The 21,850-nt window shown below is 49.0% G+C and carries 20 protein-coding genes and 1 riboswitch; all 20 genes read right to left on the bottom strand.

The genetic code is table 11. From position 1 onward, the window contains the following. Positions 1–75: 75 nt before the first annotated feature. Positions 76–1,122 carry an ABC transporter substrate-binding protein gene (locus tag LRP54_RS08040; RefSeq protein WP_231235692.1) on the bottom strand — a complete coding sequence of 349 codons (1,047 nt, stop codon included), beginning with the start codon at positions 1,120–1,122 and terminating at the stop codon, positions 76–78. Continuing rightward, positions 1,119–1,910, bottom strand: coding sequence for an ABC transporter permease (locus tag LRP54_RS08035; protein ID WP_231235690.1), 792 nt, complete (start codon positions 1,908–1,910; stop codon positions 1,119–1,121). The genes LRP54_RS08040 and LRP54_RS08035 overlap by 4 nt, the downstream gene beginning before the upstream one ends. A gap of 68 nt (positions 1,911–1,978) precedes the next feature. Then, a riboswitch (FMN riboswitch) is annotated at positions 1,979–2,100 on the bottom strand. Between the two features lie 66 nt (positions 2,101–2,166). Then, positions 2,167–2,832, bottom strand: coding sequence for a ribulose-phosphate 3-epimerase (gene rpe / locus LRP54_RS08030; protein WP_231205189.1), 666 nt, complete (start codon positions 2,830–2,832; stop codon positions 2,167–2,169). Positions 2,833–2,850: 18 nt separating this feature from the next. Beyond that, positions 2,851–4,308, bottom strand: a complete 1,458-nt coding sequence (locus LRP54_RS08025; protein ID WP_231235689.1) for a transcription antitermination factor NusB — start codon at positions 4,306–4,308, stop codon at positions 2,851–2,853. A gap of 2 nt (positions 4,309–4,310) precedes the next feature. Then, positions 4,311–5,243 (bottom strand): methionyl-tRNA formyltransferase, encoded by a 933-nt coding sequence (gene fmt / locus LRP54_RS08020; RefSeq protein ID WP_231235688.1) that lies wholly within the window; start codon positions 5,241–5,243, stop codon positions 4,311–4,313. 200 nt (positions 5,244–5,443) lie between these two features. After that, entirely contained in the window at positions 5,444–7,423 is a 1,980-nt protein-coding gene (locus LRP54_RS08015; RefSeq protein ID WP_231235687.1) for a primosomal protein N', read from the bottom strand. A 177-nt stretch (positions 7,424–7,600) separates the two neighbouring features. Next, the gene (locus tag LRP54_RS08010) at positions 7,601–8,146 is read right to left on the bottom strand and encodes a vitamin K epoxide reductase family protein (protein ID WP_231205246.1); all 546 of its coding nucleotides are present in this window, start codon (positions 8,144–8,146) and stop codon (positions 7,601–7,603) included. 170 nt (positions 8,147–8,316) lie between these two features. Further along, positions 8,317–9,513 carry a methionine adenosyltransferase gene (metK, locus tag LRP54_RS08005; RefSeq protein ID WP_231235686.1) on the bottom strand — a complete coding sequence of 399 codons (1,197 nt, stop codon included), beginning with the start codon at positions 9,511–9,513 and terminating at the stop codon, positions 8,317–8,319. Next, a complete protein-coding gene (gene coaBC, locus LRP54_RS08000; RefSeq protein WP_231235685.1) occupies positions 9,510–10,751 on the bottom strand; it encodes a bifunctional phosphopantothenoylcysteine decarboxylase/phosphopantothenate--cysteine ligase CoaBC in 1,242 nt (413 codons plus the stop codon). Before coaBC ends, metK begins: the two co-directional genes overlap by 4 nt. 17 nt (positions 10,752–10,768) lie before the next feature. Beyond that, the gene (gene rpoZ, locus LRP54_RS07995) at positions 10,769–11,035 is read right to left on the bottom strand and encodes a DNA-directed RNA polymerase subunit omega (RefSeq protein ID WP_231205195.1); all 267 of its coding nucleotides are present in this window, start codon (positions 11,033–11,035) and stop codon (positions 10,769–10,771) included. 64 nt (positions 11,036–11,099) lie between these two features. Continuing rightward, positions 11,100–11,657 (bottom strand): guanylate kinase, encoded by a 558-nt coding sequence (gmk, locus tag LRP54_RS07990; protein ID WP_231235684.1) that lies wholly within the window; start codon positions 11,655–11,657, stop codon positions 11,100–11,102. Between the two features lie 28 nt (positions 11,658–11,685). Next, positions 11,686–12,000: an integration host factor, actinobacterial type gene (mihF, locus tag LRP54_RS07985; RefSeq protein WP_231205197.1), complete on the bottom strand. Its 315-nt coding sequence runs from the start codon at positions 11,998–12,000 to the stop codon at positions 11,686–11,688. A 99-nt stretch (positions 12,001–12,099) separates the two neighbouring features. Next, positions 12,100–12,942, bottom strand: a complete 843-nt coding sequence (pyrF, locus tag LRP54_RS07980; RefSeq protein ID WP_231235683.1) for an orotidine-5'-phosphate decarboxylase — start codon at positions 12,940–12,942, stop codon at positions 12,100–12,102. Positions 12,943–12,947: 5 nt separating this feature from the next. After that, positions 12,948–16,241, bottom strand: coding sequence for a carbamoyl-phosphate synthase large subunit (carB, locus tag LRP54_RS07975; protein WP_231205199.1), 3,294 nt, complete (start codon positions 16,239–16,241; stop codon positions 12,948–12,950). Positions 16,242–16,243: 2 nt separating this feature from the next. Then, entirely contained in the window at positions 16,244–17,452 is a 1,209-nt protein-coding gene (gene carA, locus LRP54_RS07970; RefSeq protein ID WP_231205200.1) for a glutamine-hydrolyzing carbamoyl-phosphate synthase small subunit, read from the bottom strand. After that, a complete protein-coding gene (locus tag LRP54_RS07965) occupies positions 17,449–18,771 on the bottom strand; it encodes a dihydroorotase (RefSeq protein ID WP_231205201.1) in 1,323 nt (440 codons plus the stop codon). The genes carA and LRP54_RS07965 overlap by 4 nt, the downstream gene beginning before the upstream one ends. Next, positions 18,764–19,768, bottom strand: coding sequence for an aspartate carbamoyltransferase catalytic subunit (locus LRP54_RS07960; protein WP_231205202.1), 1,005 nt, complete (start codon positions 19,766–19,768; stop codon positions 18,764–18,766). Before LRP54_RS07960 ends, LRP54_RS07965 begins: the two co-directional genes overlap by 8 nt. Before the next feature lie 3 nt (positions 19,769–19,771). Continuing rightward, a complete protein-coding gene (pyrR, locus tag LRP54_RS07955; protein ID WP_231205203.1) occupies positions 19,772–20,326 on the bottom strand; it encodes a bifunctional pyr operon transcriptional regulator/uracil phosphoribosyltransferase PyrR in 555 nt (184 codons plus the stop codon). Between the two features lie 272 nt (positions 20,327–20,598). Next, positions 20,599–21,264, bottom strand: a complete 666-nt coding sequence (nusB, locus tag LRP54_RS07950; protein WP_231205204.1) for a transcription antitermination factor NusB — start codon at positions 21,262–21,264, stop codon at positions 20,599–20,601. Further along, the gene (gene efp, locus LRP54_RS07945; RefSeq protein WP_231205205.1) at positions 21,264–21,827 is read right to left on the bottom strand and encodes an elongation factor P; all 564 of its coding nucleotides are present in this window, start codon (positions 21,825–21,827) and stop codon (positions 21,264–21,266) included. The genes nusB and efp overlap by 1 nt, the downstream gene beginning before the upstream one ends. Positions 21,828–21,850: the final 23 nt, after the last annotated feature.

Raw genomic sequence — 21,850 nt, 5'->3', positions numbered from 1 at the left:
AGCACTCAAGGTCCGAAACGACGTGCACGCGTCCCATATTTTGACACGACGCTTCACATATCCTTGAGTTTCCCTTTATTCCACATACATATTTGTCACTGCAAGATCCACATGAACAGCCCCTGACAAAATATCTGGAATCTCGGCGAAAAAATCTCCCATACGCTGCCATAATTCCATATCTTGCTTCAATGACACAGAGCCATCGTCACCCATAAAAAGCGGAAGAGTAGCCGTTAAAACCTCACGAGCTGTCTGCAAGCCTTCACTACTTAAAGACGGATCTTGACGCTGAGTTGCCTCAATGCCTTCTTCAGGATGGGTCATCACCTGCTGTATCCCTTGTCGCGTTCCATTCAGCACCGCACGCACAAGATCAGGATGAGCACGCGCCCACGCACTTGTCGTCACCAAAGAAGCTGAAACTAATGGGATACGCGCAAAATCCACAGGTAACTCGCGCACATTCATACCGGAACGTTGCATAAAAACTTTGTCATTATTAGAAAAACCAACAACAACATCCACCTGACCTTGAGCAAGGGCAGATTGCTGCGTATAACCAATCGGAATAATTTCCACATCCTGACGAGTCAAACCAACATCTGCAAGTACTGCCAACAATGCAAACCAGTTTGAACCATATTCACCGGGAATACCTACGCGCTTACCTGCAATATCACGCAGATCGTGAAGCTGTGATTCTTCGGGCACAATAAAAGCCACCGGTGAACGCCTATAGTAGGTCCCCACCGACACAAGATCCATTCCAGCTTCACGCGCTTGCAAAACTTCATCTCCTGAAGCCAGAACCATATCTTCATGACCCGACACAAGAGCCGTAAAAAGCCCTTCCTCCGCCCCGTGATGCCGAAGCCTCACATGAGCACCTGCATTCATATAAGCCTGGCTATCAGCAGCAACATACACTGGCGAAAACTGCACATTTGGCACATAAGTCAACCCTAAAATCACATCTTTACCTGAAGGCGTGACAGCTGGCTTCACATGCTGAGTACCAGATTCTGTAGAAGGTACCCCCCCTGTGCACGCTGTGACAGCAAGAAGAATCACCCCTACAAGAAAAGCAGATAAAGCGTAATGGATAGAGTGTTTTTTCATTGTGAACCCATCGAATAAGAAAGCGCATCACGCCTATAGCGATGTTCAATGCGATGCACGGTAACGTAAATTACTGTTGCCATTGCGCAGAGGAGGAAAATCGTCACAAAAAGAGAGACTGTATCTACATTTGTACGCGCTTGAACAAGAACCTGTCCAAGACCTGTCCCACCCATCACCATTTCACCGACAACAGCTCCGGTAACAGATAAGGTGAAACCGTTACGTAGGCCCGCCAAAATAGCAGGAGCTGCAAGAGGCGCTTCCATTGTCCACAATAATGTCCATCCAGAAGCACCATCAAGTTCAGCAGCTTCTAATACCTGCGGATCAATATGACGGAGCCCTAAAACTGTGGATACAAGAATTGGGAAAAAAACCATCAAGGCACAAAGCGCAGAAATAGCCCATATCCCATAGCCCAACCAGAGAACCAGAAGTGGTGCCACAGCGATCGCTGGTAAAGCCTGTGTAGCCCCCAAAAAAGGCTCAACTGCAGCAGCTAATACGACAGAACGATAAATCATCCAGCTCAGCGGTAAAGCACATACAGCACCTAAAACAGCACCGAGTATAGCTTCATACGCAGTGACTCCTACACGCTGCCATAGCCACAGGTGAGTAAGCATATCCGTTCCACGTACAAAAACTTGTTGAGGCGAAGGTAAACGCCACGCTTCCACACCGGAAAAATAAGTAAAAAACCACCATGCAGCAAGCACAAGAAACACAAAAATAACAGGAGCTACCACCAGCGTTATTTTGTTCCTTGTACGGTAACGCGCCACCGTCGGTTCCTTTCCGGCATACGGGGCGCACGTATCGGACTACACGCACATACAGGCACATGTAGCCCTGCGTACTCCTCCCATCCGGACTTTCACCGTCGGTGTCGGAATTTCACCGACTCAGCCACCATGTAGGCGGGTCGCGGACTTTCACCGCCGGCTCGGATTTTCACCGACCCCGAAGCACCCTGCTATTGTGCCATGTTCTGTACGAATATGCGCAAGAAAGAATCAGGCACACACCTACTTGAAACGCTCAGTGACAGTGCTGAGAAGCCAATTCGCGCAAAACCTCAATTTCCGCATACGCGTCTTCTGCGTTAAATACCGCTGAACCTGCAACGAAATTATCAGCACCCGCTTGCGCAGCCATTTCAATAGTTTTACGTGAAATTCCGCCATCTACTTGAATACTCACAGGTAATTCAGCACTGCGAATAGCTTCTCGTGTACGACGCACTTTCGGCATCATCGACTCAATAAATGATTGACCGCCGAAACCCGGCTCCACCGTCATAATGAGGATCATGTCAAATTCATGCAAAATATCAACGAAAGGCGCAATATCCGTTGCCGGTCGCAAAGCTAAACCCGCGCGAGCACCTAAATGCCGCAACTCACGCGCTAAACGCACAGGAGCTGTTACCGCTTCAGCGTGAAAAGTAACAGAAGCACAACCAGCTTCAGCATATCCTGGGGCCCAACGGTCAGGATCCTCAATCATCAAATGCGCATCCACTGGCAAAATATTTGCCTGTATCGTTGCTTCAACGATTGGTAATCCCCACGATAAATTTGGAACAAAATGATTATCCATCACATCCACATGAACAAGGTCAGCATGTGCAATTCGTTCAAGTGATCCACGTAGATCACCAATATCACAGTTCAAAATTGACGGAGAAATAGTGCTATGAGTCATAAAGCAATTTTACCTGTTTCAGAGCTTCCGTAAAGCGGCAATATACATCAAATCTGTGTCATGACGATGAACCCATAATTGGATACCTTGCGGCCGTGATTCTCCCTCAGAAATTCCCGTAATCGGATGAGATGAATACTGATGAGCAATCGCAGCAGTATCCAATAACTCGACCTTTCCCTCAGCAACAAGTGCATGCACCTGCTGCACAGTCTCAGCAACATGCGGTGAACAAGTCACATATGTCAAAACACCGCCTGAACGCAATAATTGCACAGCCCGACCTAGCAAAGCACTTTGCAAGTCCACAAGCTCAGCCACGTCACTTTCTTGCCGCCTCCACCGTGACTCTGGTCGTCGCCTCATAGATCCCATACCAGAACATGGAGCATCTACCAGAACACGATCAAAGAAACCGAAGGGCCATGCTGTTGCTGGGCCTCCTAAAGTACGCCCATCTGCGCAAAGCACATTCACATTATCAAGAGCACGAGTAGCACGCTCCACTAAACGCGCACGATGAGGATGGACTTCATTTGCTACCACCTGTGCGCCACGCTTTGCACCCAGAGCAGCCAGAAGCGCTGTTTTACCTCCTGGCCCTGCACATAAGTCCAGCCAACGCTGATCGGAACCTGTGACAGGTGCTTGAGCTGCAATAATAGCAGCCAATTGGCTACCCTCATCTTGTGCTCCTGCATGTGCAGAACGAATTGACGGTAAACGAGCAGGATCCCCGTTCTCAATAAAAACTGCGTATGGGCTTAAGTCGCCTAATGCCACACGAGTACGTAAGTAATCTTCGGCTTCATCAGCAAGATCTTCTGTTTCAATAAGCCCTGGACGCGCAACCAAGGTCACGATCGGCGCTTCATTGTCAGCAGCTAAAAGATCCCTTAACTCATGCGCCGCACCACTATGAATTTCAAGTGCTCGACGAAATTCTTTTACCATCCATTGCGGATGTGAGTACTCAATGGCAAGGCGTTCATCTTCATCAATGATATTTTCGAGGACAACTGCACGTTCTTCTGAGCTTTGTCGTGTAAGAGAACGAAGAACCGCATTACAAAATTTTGCTGGCCCATCAGTACTCACTTCACGGGCAAGATCCACGCTTGTTGCAACCGCCGCATGTTCTGGCACACGCATGTACAGCAGCTGATACGCGCCCATACGTAAGAGATCAACAACAGCGGAGTCTACAGCGCTCAACGCCCGATTCATATGCTGTTCGAGAACCCAATCAAGGTAGCCGCGAGTACGCAGTGTTCCGTACACAAGTTCCGAGGTAAAAGCCGCATCACGCCCATCAAAGCCAGCCTCATGCTGGGCTTCACGCAGGGCTTGAGGAAGCACAATATTTGCGTATGCTCCCTGCTCATGTACCTGTCGTATCACTTCATAAGCAATGCGACGAGGCCGATCAACTAATTGGCGAGGACGATACCCCTGTGAATAAGGCCGTGTGGACATTTTTATCGTGCCTCCCCCAGACGAAAATCTGCTTCAGGTCGTGCTCCGCGTGCCCATGCTGCTCCGTCCATCCAGCCTTTACCGGCAGGTGCTACTGTGTCAATTCGCAGGCATGTATCTGTGCATCCAACTTCAAGAGTATTTTTTGTCGCACGTACAATTCCAACACCTGGACTGGGAATATCAGTTAGTGTGACTGCGGCAATTTTCATCCTGCGACCGTCAGGCAACACAGTCCAAGCTCCAGGATTTGGTGTTACTGAACGAATACATTGGTCGATACGCGCGGCAGTATCTGCGAAATCCACGTAACCGTCTTCATGTGTCAGCATTCGTGCTTTCGTGATTCCTTCACTGCTTTGCGGTGTGGCAATGGCCGTTCCTGCTTCTAAAGAATCAACCACGTCACGTACTTGTTGGGCACCTGTAAAAGACATTTTTTCAAGTAATTCACCTGTATTTTCACCCCTGATCGGCATGTACTGTCGTGAGAAAACAGGACCGGTGTCTAGCCCTGTTTCCAGTTGGAATACGCAGCTTGCAGTCATTGTGTCCCCTGAGCGGATGGCCCATTGGACAGGAGCGGCTCCTCGCCACCGGGGGAGGTCTGAAAAATGAAGGTTAATCCAACCAAAGCGCGGGATCTGTAAAACCTCTGAAGGCACTAGGCCACCGTAGGCAACGACAACACCTAAGTCAGGGTGTAGCTCGCGCATATGATGCGCAAATTCCGGTGCTTTCATATGGGATGTTTCAATCAGGGAAATACCGGCGCGTGCAGCATATTCTGCAACGGGTGAGGGGTGAAGTCCGCGTCCTCGCCCCACACGTGAGGGCGGTCGGGTAATGACTGCGATAACCTCATGTGATGAAGCGATAAGATTTTCAAGTGTTGGAAGGGCTACTTCGGGAGTTCCCGCGAAAACAATACGCACTCCCACAGTGTACCGTTATAGGCAAGCAGACCTGAATTTTAGACAGGCGATCAACGCTCGTCTTTCGCTTCCTTTAGCGCTTTTACGCGGGTTTTTCGTTCGAGACGTGCTCATAGTGTATTCAGGCATATGCCGCATAGGAAGGACATATATCAGCAGATGTGTATTTTCCATGTCGAAACTGAGAAAAGAAAATACTTTTAGAATAACTCCGGTGGATTCACGGTGATTTTCACCAAAGGCAGGTGCCGCGAAGAACGCATTTGTTGAAGGGTTTTTAATGTATGTAATCCGTCAGAAGTTGTTTCTTTAGGCCACCGCACGAGGGTACGAACCGTTGCATGCTGTTCTGCTTTGCGAGGGGGACGGGAAACTGTTCCAAGAATCTCCCCCCCACATGCATCTGCCATGGCGTACACATCTGCGGCCTGCCCATCCAGTGCGACAACTGTGGCAGCCGGGAAGTATCCTAAGGCTTCACGTTCATCAAGTAACCTGTCGGCAAAATCAACGAAATCCCAGCGGATAAGATTTTGTGCAAGTGAAGGTTCAAGTCCCCCAGTAATCAACGCAGGTGCCCCTGCCCGAGCAAGCACAAGCGCAGATGTCCACCGGCGGATAGCTTCTTCTGGTGCCCATAGTTCTGGACGTCCAGCAATAGCTGGCGCGTCAAGTATAAGGACCGCGGCATAGCCATTTTCTGCTTCTGGTTCGCTTCCTGGTGTGGACACAACAATCCGCGGGGTGGAGTCAATGTGCCGACTGATTTCACGCTCTGCTGATGAGACAGTGAGCGGAAAACCTGTAAAAGCACGTCCAAGTTCCTCAGCGGTACGTTCTGAGCCAATACGCACAGCACGCAGCTTCTTGCTCTGACAGTGACGGCAATGCCAGCTTTCTTCGCCTCGCCCACACCACGTACATGCAGGTGGACCTGAGGCGTTATATTCCACGGGCCCTGAACAGGCTAGGCAACGGGCTGGCTGACGACAATGCGCACACGCAGTGATCGGAATATATCCGCTAAAAGGCGTGTGTATAAGTACTGGACCTTGCTGTAGTCCCTCATGTATTAAACGCATTGCTGCGGGTGGTAAACGATGTTTTCCTGCGGGTCCTTCACGTTCAATCTCTTTTTCATCTTGTACACGAATAATCGCAGTGGTTCGACGGCGTAACTGTAAATCAGCAACAATGTCACGCGCCCATCCTGAACGCACAAGGGCTTGCGCACGTAAAGAGCGCGTCCACGAAGCACAGATCAAAGCGATGTTTTCCATGTGGCTGCGAGTAACAGCAACTTCTAAGGCATCTGTTCGCGGAGCACGGATTTCACGTAAAAGATCATTTCCATCATCCCATACAATAATTGCTCCAAGATTTTTCATTGGAGTCCATACTGCTGAACGAGTTCCGATAACAATTCGTATATGCCCTAAAAGGCTTTCACAGTAGATACGCTGTCGGTCTGCTGCGTGGCTTTGCGATGTCAGTAATCCAATTGATTCTGGTATGTATTCTGATATACGATCATGCAGTTTTTGAGCCAGCGTGCCTGTTGGAACTATGAGAATAATTGATCGCCGCGAAGCCAAGGTTGCCTGAATTAACGATATGAGCTGACGATCACGATGCCCTGGCACGCACGTCCACACAGCACGCGGTGAATGTCCCGAAGCTAAATGCTGTATCAGTGCCGCTCCCCCAGCATAGCCTTCCCATATGCCAACGTCAGGTGTATTTATTGTGGAAAAAACAGGAGGCTTTTGACGAAGTACTGCTTTTTCGGCCCTTACATGGCGATTCGGTATTGCCAAACTGAGTGTTTGCGACAAAGTGGCAACATGTTTATCAGCAATAACACGAGCTGATCGGTGCAGTGATTCTGTCAGAATTGGCAGATACGAGGTCACTTCCTCAAGTGGTTGAATAGTTGATGATTGAGGGATACCTCGCATACGCTGAACAATCCATCCGGCCCTTTTCTTTCCGGCCAGAAATACCCTCACAGCCTTACCTTCGAGCGCATCTTCAACAAGGTCTGGTGGCACGCTGTATTCCAGCGGATAATCGAGGTGAGGCACATCAATATCAACGATGACGTGAGCAAGCTCTTGTTCTTCAACCGGTGGAGGCTCCATACCGGGAAGGGCTACCTGTGATGTCATCATGGTATCCATTGGACCACATACCACCTACATCTGCGTCCCAAGGCGGCAGACTATAGGTGTCACATACAAACGAAAATACTCGTTCTCCACTTTCATACGAACACATACGTGCAAGAAGCACGGCACATACCAATACGGGTGACCCATATACGTGAACACTAAAAACTCACGCCCTATGCTGACACCTCACATCAATAGGTAAACCCCATAACGGGCAAAAACCATAGCTGCCAAGATGAAAAGGAATAATCCTGTTACAGCCCAATCCATACCCATATGCACCATGCGACGAATAAAGTCAGGAACCGGCACGATACCTTGACGAATGTTAATACGTGTCAGTCCTGCCCATACGAGTGTCGTTGTCACTGTGATAAGCAAACACCATGGACATAAGACATGAAGAACAAAATATGACTGACTAAAAAGCCACAAAGCAAAGAACAAACCCACCGAGTAGAGGGCTTCAACGCATAGCATGTACCAACGCGGAAAACGGACACCTGCGATCAGAGCGACAGACACCGCAAGAACAACTGTTTCAAAAAGAATACCTAAGAAGGCATTAGGGAAACCCAGCAAAGTAGCTTGCCAAGACTGCGCAACCGCAGAACATGATAAAACCGCTGAAATATCGCAACTAAAGCGCGTAGAAGAATCTTGCGCAAGCTGCCATGCCTCAATAGAAAGCACAAAAGAGGCAAACAAACCCACGATGCCAGAGACAGCCATTTCAGTAGCTGTACGACGAATCCACCTGCGACCTTCCAAGCTATGAACAAGATCTAGCGACGATGGAGCGTGGTCTGAATCAGTTTTTCCTTCTGTTAGAGGGTCACTATCTGCCAAAGATGCCTTATTCGTATCACTCATATGAGAATTTCCCTCACGGCTGTTCATACTTACACGCCACATTCTGCCTGTAAAGCGTCCACACGATTCACCTGTTCCCATGGGAAGATATCTCGTCCAAAATGTCCATATGCCGAGGTCATCCGATACATGGGGCGTAGCAAGTCAAGTTCAGCAATCATCGCTGCCGGACGCAAATCAAAAACACGTTCAATGGCTTGAGTGATCCGCTCATCGCTTACAAGACCTGTTCCAAAGGTATCCACATACAAACCAACGGGACGAGCACGACCAATTGCATATGCCACTTGAATTTCGCAACGCGCAGCCAATCCAGCTGCAACAATATTTTTTGCTACCCATCGAGCCGCATACGCAGCAGAACGATCAACTTTCGATGGATCTTTACCAGAGAAAGCTCCTCCACCGTGACGGGCCATTCCACCGTAGGTGTCAACGATGATTTTCCGTCCGGTTAATCCGGCATCCCCTGCTGGGCCACCAATAACAAAACGCCCTGATGGGTTCACTAAAATCTTCATATCTGCCGTGTCAAGCTTCAGTCCACTTTGCTCAAGCACAGGGTCAATAACATGACGTTTCACTACTTCATGCACATGTTTTTGTGTCAAATTTTCATCATGCTGAGTGGATACAACAATCGTTTCAACACTCACTGGCTGATGATTTTCGTATCCCAACGTCACTTGTGTTTTACCATCTGGTCGTAAGCCTTCAACTTCACCACTGTGGCGCACATCAGCGAGTCGTTGAGCTAAACGATGTGCTAACCAAATGGGTGCAGGCATCAGATCCGGTGTGTCTTGGCAGGCGTATCCAAACATGAGTCCTTGATCGCCAGCCCCTTGTTTATCGTAGAGTTCTTCACTGCCTTCATCGCGTTCTTCAAGGGCATGGTTAACGCCTCCAGCAATATCTAAACTTTGCTGCCCGATAGATATTGACACCCCGCAGGAGGAACCATCGAAGCCTACTTTTGATGAGGTGTATCCGATACGACAGATTTCATCTCGTACTATCTGCGGTATTTCCACATAGCTTTCTGTGGTTACTTCACCAGCAACATGTATGAGTCCTGTTGTTGCCATTGTTTCAACCGCAACACGGGCAGCCGGATCTGAGGTAAGTAAAGCGTCGAGGATTGCATCAGAAATACGATCACAGACTTTATCTGGATGTCCTTCAGTCACAGATTCTGATGTAAAAAGCTGTCGTCGATAAGTCACTGATCTATCGTACCCAGCATGGGTATCATATGCGTAAGAATGTCACGTGCTACGCAGATCTTTTCTCCGCGAAAATGCGCTACTTCATTTCCTTCCCCATTCATGAGATATACCTCATTGGGAACGTCACCAAATCCATGCCCTTCGCCTACACGGTTTACTGCAATAAAGTCAGCACCTTTACGTCGTGCTTTTTCAATGCCGTAGCGTCGAACGGTAGCCGCTGACCCTGTTTCCGCTGCAAAACCGATAACAAGTGAAGGACGATCAGGATGTGCGCATACGGTGGCTAATATGTCTGTCGTGCGTTCCAATGCGAGTAGTGGCGCTTCATCCGTGTGAGGATCTTTTTTTATTTTTACAGATTGAGTATTTTGTGGTCGAAAATCCGCAACAGCAGCAGTCATGATGAGGGCATCAGCTGTATGGATGTGGGCGAAAACTTCACGTTCCATATCTGCAGCCGTTGATGTTGCGATCAGTGTGAGCGCTTTACCTGTCGGTAAAAGATCAGGGGCAACATGAGAGGCAATGAGCGTGACCTGTGCTCCCATATCTAATGCTGCTTGTGCGAAGGCACAGCCTTGACGTCCTGTGGAAATATTGCCGATGTAGCGCACTGGATCAATAGGTTCACGTGTTCCCCCTGCGGTGATCACAATATGTCGCCCCTGTAGAGGCTGTTCAGATCGGCGTCTATCACCCTCGATTTTTTGCAGGAGGGAAAATGCTTTTTCCGCGATTATATGAGGATCCGCCAGTCGTCCTTTACCGTAGTCACCTGATCCGAGAGGCCCTTCCTCTGGTTCGCATATGTGAATACCACGTTGTTGCAGGGTCGCTATATTGTCTTGAGTGGCTGGATGAGTCCACATGGCGGTGTGCATCGCAGGGGCCAGGAGCACAGGAGCTGAGGATGCAAGAACTGTTGTTGTCAGCAGATCATCAGCTTGACCAAGTCGAATACGGGCAATGAGATCAGCTGTTGCAGGTGCGATGACGATAAGATCTGCACGTCGCGCAAGTTCCACATGATCGGCGTCGCCGGTATCAAATACACCCGTATGTACAGGATTTTGGCTCAGGGAACTCCAGGTCGCTTCACCGACAAATTTCAACGAAGCCGGTGTCGGGACCACATGTACGGTATGTCCCGCACGGGTAAATTCACGCAGAATATACGCGGCTTTATACGCAGCTATGCCCGCACCAACACCGAGGATAATGGTAGCGGACATAGTGGCAACACCTTGTGTCAGGAATGTGATTGCACGTCGAGAGCTAATAAGCCCTCATTAATTTCACGTAGGGCGATTGCCAGAGGCTTTTCGTGAGGATCACTTTCAACAACCGGTCCAACGAACTGGATCATATTCTGTTCCAGTTGTTGATTGTAGGAATTGATTTGACGCGCACGTCGAGCGGCAAAAATCACGAGCGCATACTTTGAATCAACATGTTCAAGTAAATCGTCAATTGGCGGAGAAGTAATCCCCTGTGGTTGCGCAACAATTCCAGACATTTAGCCCCTCCTAGGTGTGAGTGTTCCCGACTTGCGGGGAACATAAAAGTCACGGGTGTTGATTTTACTCTAGCCCCATCAAGTGAGCCAGTTCTAATACCGCTGTGTCAATGTCGTCATTGGTCACAGTTACATCGAATTCATCTTGCGCAGCCATTTCCACACGAGCAGTTTGTAAACGTCGCGCTTGTTCTTGGGGACTTTCCGTTCCACGTCCAATTAAACGACGTTCCAATTCTTCCCATGAGGGCGGGGCAAGGAACACGCATAAAGCATCCGGTTGACTACGGCGCACCTGACGCGCACCATCAAGATCTATTTCTAAAAGCACACAGCGACCTTGACGTAAAGCTTCTTCTACAGGAGCTCGTAAGGTGCCATATTTATGATGCCCGTGAACAATCGCGTATTCCAGCATTCCACCAGAATCAATGAGGGCATCAAATTCTTCTTCAGAGATGAAATGATAGTGAACACCATCTATTTCATCGGGGCGAGGAGGGCGTGTTGTCGCAGAAACGGTAAGAACGACCTGTGGATAACGGTCGAGAAGAGCACGTGTCACTGTCCCCTTCCCGACCGCTGTTGGACCTGCGAGGACGATAAGTTGCGAAGAAGCCATATCCCCATCATCCCACGACTTATGGGCTTCAGCCGAAACGAGCAATAAGAGCTTCGCGTTGTACAGACCCTAATCCACGGACACGACGCGAAGGGGCAATGCCTACTTCCGTCATGATTTGTGCAGCCGTATTCACACCCACACGAGGCAGCGACTCAAGGAGTGTTACCACTTTCATTTTTGCGAGTGCTTCATCAGTCTGAGCTAAATCAAGCACCTCAGAAAAAGTCATGTGACGACTTTTTAGCGCAATTTTTACCTCTGCTCGACGTCGACGTGCAGCGGTTGCCTTTACGAGCGCTTCAGCCCGCTGTTGCGGAGTCAAGTCTGGTAGGGCAGCCATAAGATCCTCCTAAATGTTGCCTAGGTTCTTATGACAGACAGCATGCCACTAAGAGACCAGTTTTGTGTAATAAATAGATGAAAATTCGCTGATTTTTACTTAAAGACTCAAAGAAGATCGAGTTTTTTCATAGGCCTCATACAGAGCCTCTTTTGAGGGACCCGCACTCAACACAGCGCGAGATGTTGAAATTAAAACGCGATCAATCATCTTGCCAAAAACCGCCCTGACCTCAGCTGATCCAGCTCCTTGAGCGCCCACCCCTGGAGCAAGAAAAATCCCAGAAAAATCTGAAGAATTAACTAAAAACTGCCGTAAAGCTGAGCCCACGGTTGCACCAACAACAACACCAAAAGGACCGCTGTGATTAAATTCATAGTCCATATTCTTGCGTGAAACTTCTGACATCACTTTCGCAGCTACTGATTCTCCACCCTCATCCTTACAATGCTGAATAGACATACCTTCAGGATTCGATGTCAAACCCAAAACAAAAACACCTCGACCACTTTGACCAGCCATTTCTAAAGCAGGCATCAAAGCCCCCACCCCCACATAGGGCGATAAAGTCACTGCATCACCGGCCAGCGCAGAATCATCAGACAAAAACGCGCGAGCATAGCCCATCATTGTTGAGCCGATATCACCCCGCTTCGCATCCACGATACATAAAGTACCTGTAGCGCGACAGGCTGCAATCACATCTTCTAAAGCCGCCACACCAGCACTGCCATACTCCTCAAAAAAAGCGACCTGCGGTTTCACAGCAGCAACGTGACCTCCTAAAGCATCAACGAGCCGAAGTCCAAAATCACGAACCCCCTGAGCTGAGCACGACAGTCCCCAATCACGCAGCAAAGCCGGATGCGGGTCAATACCCACACACACTGGACCATACAGGCCCATTGCTTCATATAACCGATCACCAAAAGAAATACCCATACCCATCACGCTTTCCTACGAATCTCATCCCATTCCTGCAGCGAACGCACCTGATACGAACCCCGAGTACGCGCCTCCATTGCTTGAACAGCAGCATGGAAAGCCTGAACCGTCGTAATAACTATCTTGTTATTAGCACTTGCAGCCGTCCGTATTCGGTACCCATCATGACGATGCGACGAAGTCTGAGGAGTATTCACAATAATGTCGAATTCACCTCGTGAAATAAGGTCCACCACCGTCGGTTCCCCATCAGGTCCAGCTCCCTCCGAGGACTTACGAACAACCTGAGCTGCAATACCATTACGACGTAAAACCGAAGCCGTTCCCTGAGTAGCTGCAATGGTGAAACCCAATTCCTGCATACGCAAAGCAGGGAAAACCATTGCTCGTTTATCGGAATCAGCAATCGACAAAAACACTTTCCCACCCGTCGGGAAATCAGTAATCGCAGCTGACTGAGATTTCGCGAAAGCAACAGGGAAATTCCAATCAATTCCCATCACCTCACCCGTCGAACGCATCTCAGGTCCCAAAAGAGTATCCACAACAGAACCATCAGCACGACGGAAACGACGAAATGGCATGACTGCTGCTTTAACAGAAATTGACGTATCCTCACGTAAATACCGTGCATCCTCAAGCGGCAACACACCGGCCTGACGCAAAGACGCGATACTTTCACCCACCTGAATAAGTGCCGCAGCTTGAGCCAAAGGCACACCCGTCGCCTTAGAAGCAAACGGTACTGTACGTGAAGCACGCGGATTTGCCTCAATGACATACAAAGTATCGGATACCAAAGCAAACTGAATATTCAACAAACCACGCACACCCACGCCTCGCGCAATCTGCTCCGTCGAATGTGTGATTCGTTGAATCTCACGTTCAGAAAGAGTCATCGGCGGCAATACGCACGATGAATCACCCGAATGAATCCCGGCCTCTTCAATATGCTCCATAACGGCCCCCATAAAAAGGTCCGTCCCATCGAAAAGAGCATCCACATCAATTTCAATTGCAGCATCAAGGAAACGGTCAATCAACAAAGGACCACGTTCCAAAAGAGTCGGCATATCAGGACGATCAAGATACGTTCGCAACGCAGCAACGTCATTGATGATCTCCATGCCACGCCCACCCAAAACAAAACTTGGGCGCACGAGCACCGGATACCCCACACGCTCAGCTACAGCTAATACCTGCTCAGGTGTATGCGCCACATCATGAGCAGGAGCAGGACAATCTGTCGCAGCCAAAACCTGACCGAAAGCCTCACGATCTTCAGCTAAAGCAATAGATGCCGGACTTGTCCCTAAAATCGGCACACCCGCAGCCTCTAAATCTTCCGCCAAAGACAAAGGTGTTTGCCCACCTAACTGCACAATCACACCACGTACCGGGCCTGCCACACACTCAGCTCGATATACCTCAAGAACATCTTCAAGAGTCAAAGGCTCAAAATACAAACGATCTGAAATATCGTAATCCGTTGACACAGTCTCTGGATTACAGTTCACCATAATCGTGTCAAAACGTTCCCGCAAAGCCATCGTCGCATGGACACAGGAATAATCAAATTCAATTCCTTGACCAATACGATTAGGTCCTGCACCTAAAATAATGACCGCTTCACGCTCACGCGAAACTACCTCATTTTCCTCATCATAAGAAGAATAATGATAAGGAGTACGGGCTTGGAATTGACCGGCGCACGTATCTACTGTCTTGTAGACGGGATGAATACCAAAAGCTGTGCGAATCTCACGAACAGTTGCCTGCGACAAACCTCGAAGCTCAGCAATCTGCACATCAGAGAAACCATGCCTTTTTGCCTCAAAAAGCACATCAGGTGAAAGAGCCTTTGCCTGACGTATTCGAGTCGCCACTTCGTCAAGAAGAACCATTTGGTCAAGAAACCACGGATCAATCTTCGTTGCCTCATAGAGTTCTTCAATAGAGGCACCACCACGAATAGCTTGCTGTATCTGAACAAGACGTCCCTCGGTAGGAATCGCACACGAACGCACCAATTCAGCAGTATGCTCGGGAGTCGGTACCGGACCATTCCAGTGGAATTGAACGCTTCCTTTATCAATGGAACGCAGTGCTTTTTGCAAAGCTTCCGTGTAGTTACGCCCAATCGCCATTGCCTCACCCACAGCTTTCATAGAAGTTGTCAGGGTCGGATCAGCGTCAGGGAATTTTTCAAATGTGAAGCGTGGAACCTTCACCACCACATAATCCAACGTCGGCTCAAAAGACGCAGGCGTTGATTGCGTAATATCATTTGGAATTTCATCCAATGTGTAGCCCGTTGCCAGACGAGCAGCAATTTTTGCAATAGGGAAACCTGTCGCTTTTGAAGCCAAGGCTGAAGACCTAGAAACACGAGGATTCATTTCAATAACAATGATGCGACCGGTTTCTGGGTGCACAGCAAACTGAATATTACATCCACCCGTGTCAACCCCCACCTCACGAATCACCGCAATACCAATATCACGCAGACGCTGAAGTTCACGGTCCGTTAACGTCAAAGCCGGAGCCACAGTAATGGAATCACCCGTATGCACACCCACAGGATCCACATTCTCAATGGAACACACCACCACCACGTTATCGGCAGTATCACGCATAAGCTCCAGCTCATACTCTTTCCACCCGAGAATAGATTCCTCAAGAAGTACCTCAGTGGTCAAAGAATCAGCTAAACCTTGACCAGCAATACGTTCAAGATCTTGCGGAGTATAAGCAAAACCGGATCCTTGACCTCCCATAGTAAAAGAAGGACGAACCACCAGTGGGTAGCCTAATTCAGCAGCAGCCTGATGACATTCCTCCATCGAATGTGCAATAAATGAACGCGCTACCTCGGCCCCACATCGCTCCACAATGTCACGGAAAATATCACGATCTTCACCAGCGCGAATTGCCTCAATAGAAGCACCGATCAACTCCACATTGTATTTTTCTAAAACCCCAGCCTCAGCTAAAGCAATCGCCGCATTCAAAGCGGTTTGCCCACCAAGGGTAGGCAAGAGCGCATCAGGCCGTTCTTTTTCAATAATCGCTGTCAGTACTTCTGTATTAATAGGTTCAACATATGTTGCATCAGCCATACTGGGATCAGTCATGATTGTCGCCGGATTTGAATTTAACAAGACGACACGCAAGCCTTCTTCCTTAAGGACACGACATGCTTGTGTTCCTGAATAGTCAAATTCACATGCCTGACCGATAACGATAGGACCTGAGCCAATGACGAGAACCGAATGGATGTCAGTTCGACGGGGCATGATTAGCCTTTCTTGTGGTCACGCATCATAGCGATAAAACGATCAAAAAGGTGCTCACCATCATGTGGGCCTGCGGCCGCTTCTGGATGGTATTGCACAGAAAAAGCAGGGCGTTCAAGAGTGCGAATCCCCTCAACGACACCATCATTAAGACACACATGTGTGACTTCAACATCTCCATATCGTCCCCCATCGAAAGGAGCACGTGAAGGAGCATTACTTGGCGCATCCACCGCAAAACCATGATTTTGCGCAGTTATTTCAACACGGCCGGTAGCCAATTCTTTCACAGGCTGATTGACACCACGATGCCCAAAAGTCAATTTATATGTGCCATATCCTAAGGCACGCCCAAAAAGCTGGTGTCCAAAGCAGATACCGAAAAATGGGATTTGTTCATCAAGGACGTTACGTAAAAGTTCAATTTCATGTTCTGCTGAGGATGGGTCACCCGGACCATTTGAGAAGAACACTCCATCAGGATTCAACGCAAGGAGCTGAGCAAAAGTAATAGTGTGTGGGACAACAAGGACACGCGCTCCCCTATTTGCGAAATGCTCCGGTGTACGTGACTTGATTCCAAGGTCAACAGCAACAATTGTGGCGACAGGTTCGCAGCCCTCATATTGTCCTGACGGTTCATATATGTAGGTATCGTGTGTAGAAACTTCACTTGCCAGCTCTGCACCTGCCATATGTGGTTGTTCAACAACAATACGGACTAGGGCTTCTTTTGCTTGCTCACTCATATGGTCAGCACCTGCAGGCAGCGCGTTACCGGAAAAAATACCGGCCTTCATTGCCCCATGAGAGCGGATATGACGTGTGATGGCACGGGTATCGACTCCGCTAATACCGACAATATGATGCGCGATAAGTTCTTCTTCAAGGCTGCGTTGTGCTCGCCAATTTGAAGGATGTCGAGCAGGATCACGGACAACAAAGCCAGCAACCCATACGCGCTGTGATTCAGGGTCCTCATCATTGACACCTGTATTTCCAATATGAGGCGCTGTCATGACAACGATTTGTCGGTGATATGAAGGGTCTGTCAAAGTTTCTTGATATCCCGTCATACCCGTGGAAAAAACAAGTTCACCGAGTGTGCGCCCACGGCTTCCCCATGCTTTCCCCTGGTAAATAGTTCCGTCTTCAAGAACTAGGAGGGCAGGATCTGTTTCGTCAGAAATGAAGTGAGTAAAAGTTTTCATCGGCTTTCTTTCTCAAGGGGAACACCGAGAGCAACAGTCGGTTGACCAGCGTAGAAGGTATAGAGGACTTGTCCTGGTAATTCTGCTCCCACGAATGGACTATTCGATGAGCGTGTCCATTGACTATGCGGGTCAACAACACGACGAATACTAGGATCAAGTAATGTCACATGAGCAGGTGCCCCAACATTTAAGCCCTGCCCTTGAGTATGCACACGGCCAATCCGCGCAGGAGTTATGGACATGACACGTGCCACGTCAGCCCAAGTGAAACGTCCAGTCTCTACCATTGTGGCAATAACAACAGGGAGCGCTGTTTCTAAACCGGTCATACCGAAGGCACCTGCTTGCCATTCGCAATCTTTTGATTCCAGAGGATGCGGCGCATGGTCTGTTCCAATGGCATCAATCGTCCCATCAGCTAAGCCTTCACGCACTGCTTCCACATCTTCTGCAGAACGCAAAGGCGGGTTCACCTTGTACAAGGGGTCATAAGTGGTGGCACGTTCCTCTGTGAGAAAAAGATGATGCGGAGTTACTTCCGCGCTCACCTGAACCCCCATACGTTTTGCCCAGCGCACAATGTCTACTGACCCTGCAGTGGATAAATGGCATACATGCAATCGTGAACCCACATGTTTCGCTAGAAGAACATCGCGAGCAATAATGGCTTCTTCTGCGACAGCTGGCCATCCAGTAAGCCCGAGTTCTCCGGATAGAGGCGACTCATTCATTTGAGCACCGTCTGTGAGTTCAGGATCTTGCGCATGTTGAGCAACCACACCGTCAAAAGCTTTCACGTATTCAAGTGCGCGGCGCATGAGCACCGGATCAGATACACATTTGCCGTCATCGGAAAACATTCGAACGGCTGCTCGTGAACGAGCCATTGCTCCCATTGCGGAAAGACGTTTTCCTTCAAGCCCTACGGTGACTGCACCTACGGGACGTACATCTACCCATCCGGCTTTGCGTCCCAATTGCCATACTTGTTCAACAACTGATGCAGTATCAGCAACCGGTGTTGTATTTGCCATTGCGTGGACTGCTGTATATCCGCCGACAGCGGCAGCACGCGTACCGGTAAATACTGTTTCTGCGTCTTCTTGTCCTGGCTCACGCAGGTGAGTATGCAGATCAACGAGTCCAGGCAAAGCAATCAGACCATCTGCATCTATTATGTGAGGATCATTGGCCTGTTCACGGGCATCTTTACCGAGGGCGATAATAGTGCCTTCACGTATAAGCAGATCGCTGCGGCCGTGACCGGTGAGGTCTGCGGCAGTAATCAACGTATCGCGCGTGTGGGTGTTAGTCATGGGAGGCTCCTTCGGGGGCAAGCAGCAGGTAAAGAGCGGCCATGCGGATGCATACGCCATTAGATACTTGTTCAACAACAACGGAACGTGGGGAATCTGCTGCTTCTGCGCAGATTTCAAGGCCGCGATTCATAGGTCCCGGGTGCATGACAATGCAATGATCTGAAAGGGCTGCGAACCGTTGATGTGTCAGTCCGTAGGCTGAGTGGTATTCGCCAGGTGAAGGGAAGAATCCTCCACCTGCTCCGCTCATACGTTCTCGCTGGACACGAAGCATCATGATGGCATCCGGATTGGATGCGATCGCATGGTCAAGGTCGTAATCGATGTGGCAGTTCCAGTTTTCGCTGCCAACAGGAAGTAATGTCGGTGGCGCGACCAGTGTGACTTCGGCTCCGAGGAGGCTCAGTAAGTCAACGTTGGAACGTGCAACGCGCGAGTGTAAAACGTCGCCTACGATGACGACGCGAGCACCTGCAAGGTCGCTACCTTCAAGAATAGGGGCGCTTATTTCCTTGCCGGTGCCACCTGTGGTACGGCCTATGAAATGCCGCCGTAGTGTCATGGCATCTAATAGAGCTTGTGTGGGGTGTTGGTGTGTCCCATCCCCTGCGTTCAGTACGGGGAGGTTCATCCATCCGGCATGTGCTAAGCGGTGTGCTGCACCTGAGGATGGGTGGCGCACAATGACTGCATCTGCTCCCATTGCTTGTAGCGTGAGTGCTGTATCTTTTAAGGATTCGCCTTTAGATACTGAGGATCCTCTAGCGGAAAAGTTAATCACATCAGCGCTTAATCGTTTGGCAGCTGCCTCAAAAGATAGACGTGTACGTGTGGAGTCCTCAAAAAAGAGGTTAACTACTGTGCGCCCATGCAGTGTTGGTAGTTTCTTGACTTGGCGTGATTGTGTAGCTGCCATGTGTTCAGCGGTGTCCAGTATGAGTACTGCTTCACGGTAGTCAAGGTCACGAATAGAGATCAGATGTTTGAGGCCCACGGCTTAGCCTTTCTTTCCAAGAAGCACGGCATCGCGTCCGTCTTTTTCTTCTAAAAGTATCGTCACAGTTTCTAGGCGTGATGTGGGTAAGTTTTTTCCAACATAGTCTGGACGTATCGGTAATTCACGATGTCCGCGGTCAACAAGCACTGCAAGTTGCACGCTACTGGCTCGCCCAATTGTGCTGAGGGCATCAAGTGCAGCTTTAATTGTGCGTCCCGTGTATAGGACATCATCGACGAGGATGACTGTCCGACCTTCAATTCCTTCAGAGGGAACATGAGTGTTTTTTGGCGCGCGCAGTGGTTGATGTGCCAAATCATCGCGGTACATCGTCGTGTCGATAATTGCGAGGTCAATCGTTGTGTCAGTGATATGACCTAAAATGTCCACCAGACGTTCTGCCAAGTATGCGCCGCCTGTGGGAATACCGGCGATGACAAGATTACCCGTAGGATTCTTTTCAATAATTTCGTATGCGATACGCTTCAACGAGCGTCCAATGTCCTGTGATCCAAGGACTTCTTTATAGTGCGACTCAGCGTATGCGGTAGCCACAGTCCTCTCCTTTCCGCCTCTCTGGACGATCCTTAAAGGATTAACTTCCTTCCCACAATAGCAGTACGCGATACTCTTTCTTACCTTCATCACAGTTATGTGGATAAAACCAATGTTTTTTTACTGATTTTTCGCGGAAAATGCGCGTGTCATTCTTAGTATGCAATACGTCATATGTGAAGGAAGTAGGTGTTATGCCTCTGAATTTCCTCCAGTAAAAAGAATTCCCCGTTCTGTGAAAAGAACGGGGAAATGAATACGACGATCAGTTTTTAGTATTCGTCAAGGAGCTCATCAAGTTGAGCAAGATCAGCGGCAGTAATATCAGCCATTGTGAGGTATCGCTGCTCATTTTCGGCACTGTGTTCTTGCGACTCGCGCTTCTGTGTTTCGCTAGCGTGAAGCTCATCAACACGTTCAGAGTCATTGGATTCTTGCTCTGCATATGAGGAGAGCGAATCAGCAGAGGAGGTAACGCTGTTACGCTGCCATGCCGGAGATTCAAGATCTTTACGTATCGCATCCAAAACGGCATTAACGAAAGCTGGTGACGAATCTGTTGAAATTGAGGTGACAATCGACAAAGCCTCGTCAATGGCGATAATTGGTGATACATCCTGAGCTTGAGCCAGCATTTCCCACGTTGCCACTCGCATAGTTGCTAAATCAACAGCAGCTAAACGATACAGTCCCGGCGTTTTTGCATGTTTTTCAATGAGCTTATCAATCCGTGACAGATTATCGGCAACCCCTTGAATAATCTCAATGGAATATTCAGGAAGCGGCGTTAAAGCAGCAGTAATTACTTTACGTTCACGCAATAAGTCACGTAAAACTTCAGAGTTACGTCCCATGCCTCGTTGGTCTGCTTCAAAGACCACATCGACTGCACGTTTACGTGCCTTTGTGCGAGAAGTGAACTTATGTGCCCGTGACATCAGTCGTTCACACGGCCAGAGTACGAGCCGTCACGTGTATCAACTTTCACGCGCACGCCTTCCTCAAGGAAAAGTGGCACCTGAATTTCGTATCCGGTTTCCAAAGTCGCTGGCTTAGTTCCAGCGTTTGAACGATCACCTTGTAGGCCAGGCTCAGTGTGCGCAATTGTCAGGACAACCGTTGCGGGAAGCTCCACAAATAAAACAGTGCCATCGTGTTGGGACACAATAACATCTTGGTTTTCGACCATAAAGTTACGCGCATTTCCCACCACATCAGCAGGCACATTGATTTGCTCATATGTGGAGGTGTCCATGAAAACGTAGTCAGCACCATCTTGGTACAGGTAAGTCATATCACGACGATCAACTGTTGCCGTCTCAATCTTGATACCCGCATTGAATGTCTTGTCCACAGTTTTACCTGACATGACATTCTTAATCTTCGTGCGAACGAAAGCGGGCCCCTTACCCGGCTTCACGTGCTGAAATTCAACAACCTGCCACAGTTGACCATCAATCACCATGACCATGCCATTTTTAAGATCGTTTGTGGTTGCCACGAAAGTGCCTCACTCATTAGGGA

It is taken from the genome of Schaalia sp. lx-100 (assembly GCF_021083625.1).
Lineage (GTDB): Bacteria > Actinomycetota > Actinomycetes > Actinomycetales > Actinomycetaceae > Pauljensenia.
The sequence above is the reverse complement of the archived record's forward strand: the minus strand, read 5'-3'. Positions and strand labels throughout refer to the sequence as shown.

Excerpts from the sequence above, each read along its gene's own strand:
- carA (WP_231205200.1), bottom strand. The coding sequence starts at position 17,452 with ATGAAAACTTTTACTCACTTCATTTCTGACGAAACAGATCCTGCCCTC.
- LRP54_RS08015 (WP_231235687.1), bottom strand. The coding sequence starts at position 7,423 with ATGGATACCATGATGACATCACAGGTAGCCCTTCCCGGTATGGAGCCT.
- LRP54_RS08040 (WP_231235692.1), bottom strand. The coding sequence starts at position 1,122 with ATGAAAAAACACTCTATCCATTACGCTTTATCTGCTTTTCTTGTAGGG.
- rpoZ (WP_231205195.1), bottom strand. The coding sequence starts at position 11,035 with ATGTCTGGAATTGTTGCGCAACCACAGGGGATTACTTCTCCGCCAATT.
- nusB (WP_231205204.1), bottom strand. The coding sequence starts at position 21,264 with ATGTCACGGGCACATAAGTTCACTTCTCGCACAAAGGCACGTAAACGT.
- gmk (WP_231235684.1), bottom strand. The coding sequence starts at position 11,657 with ATGGCTTCTTCGCAACTTATCGTCCTCGCAGGTCCAACAGCGGTCGGG.
- LRP54_RS08010 (WP_231205246.1), bottom strand. The coding sequence starts at position 8,146 with ATGGCTGTCTCTGGCATCGTGGGTTTGTTTGCCTCTTTTGTGCTTTCT.
- pyrF (WP_231235683.1), bottom strand. The coding sequence starts at position 12,942 with ATGGGTATTTCTTTTGGTGATCGGTTATATGAAGCAATGGGCCTGTAT.
- mihF (WP_231205197.1), bottom strand. The coding sequence starts at position 12,000 with ATGGCTGCCCTACCAGACTTGACTCCGCAACAGCGGGCTGAAGCGCTC.
- rpe (WP_231205189.1), bottom strand. The coding sequence starts at position 2,832 with ATGACTCATAGCACTATTTCTCCGTCAATTTTGAACTGTGATATTGGT.
- LRP54_RS07965 (WP_231205201.1), bottom strand. The coding sequence starts at position 18,771 with ATGACTAACACCCACACGCGCGATACGTTGATTACTGCCGCAGACCTC.
- LRP54_RS08025 (WP_231235689.1), bottom strand. The coding sequence starts at position 4,308 with ATGTCCACACGGCCTTATTCACAGGGGTATCGTCCTCGCCAATTAGTT.
- coaBC (WP_231235685.1), bottom strand. The coding sequence starts at position 10,751 with ATGTCCGCTACCATTATCCTCGGTGTTGGTGCGGGCATAGCTGCGTAT.
- carB (WP_231205199.1), bottom strand. The coding sequence starts at position 16,241 with ATGCCCCGTCGAACTGACATCCATTCGGTTCTCGTCATTGGCTCAGGT.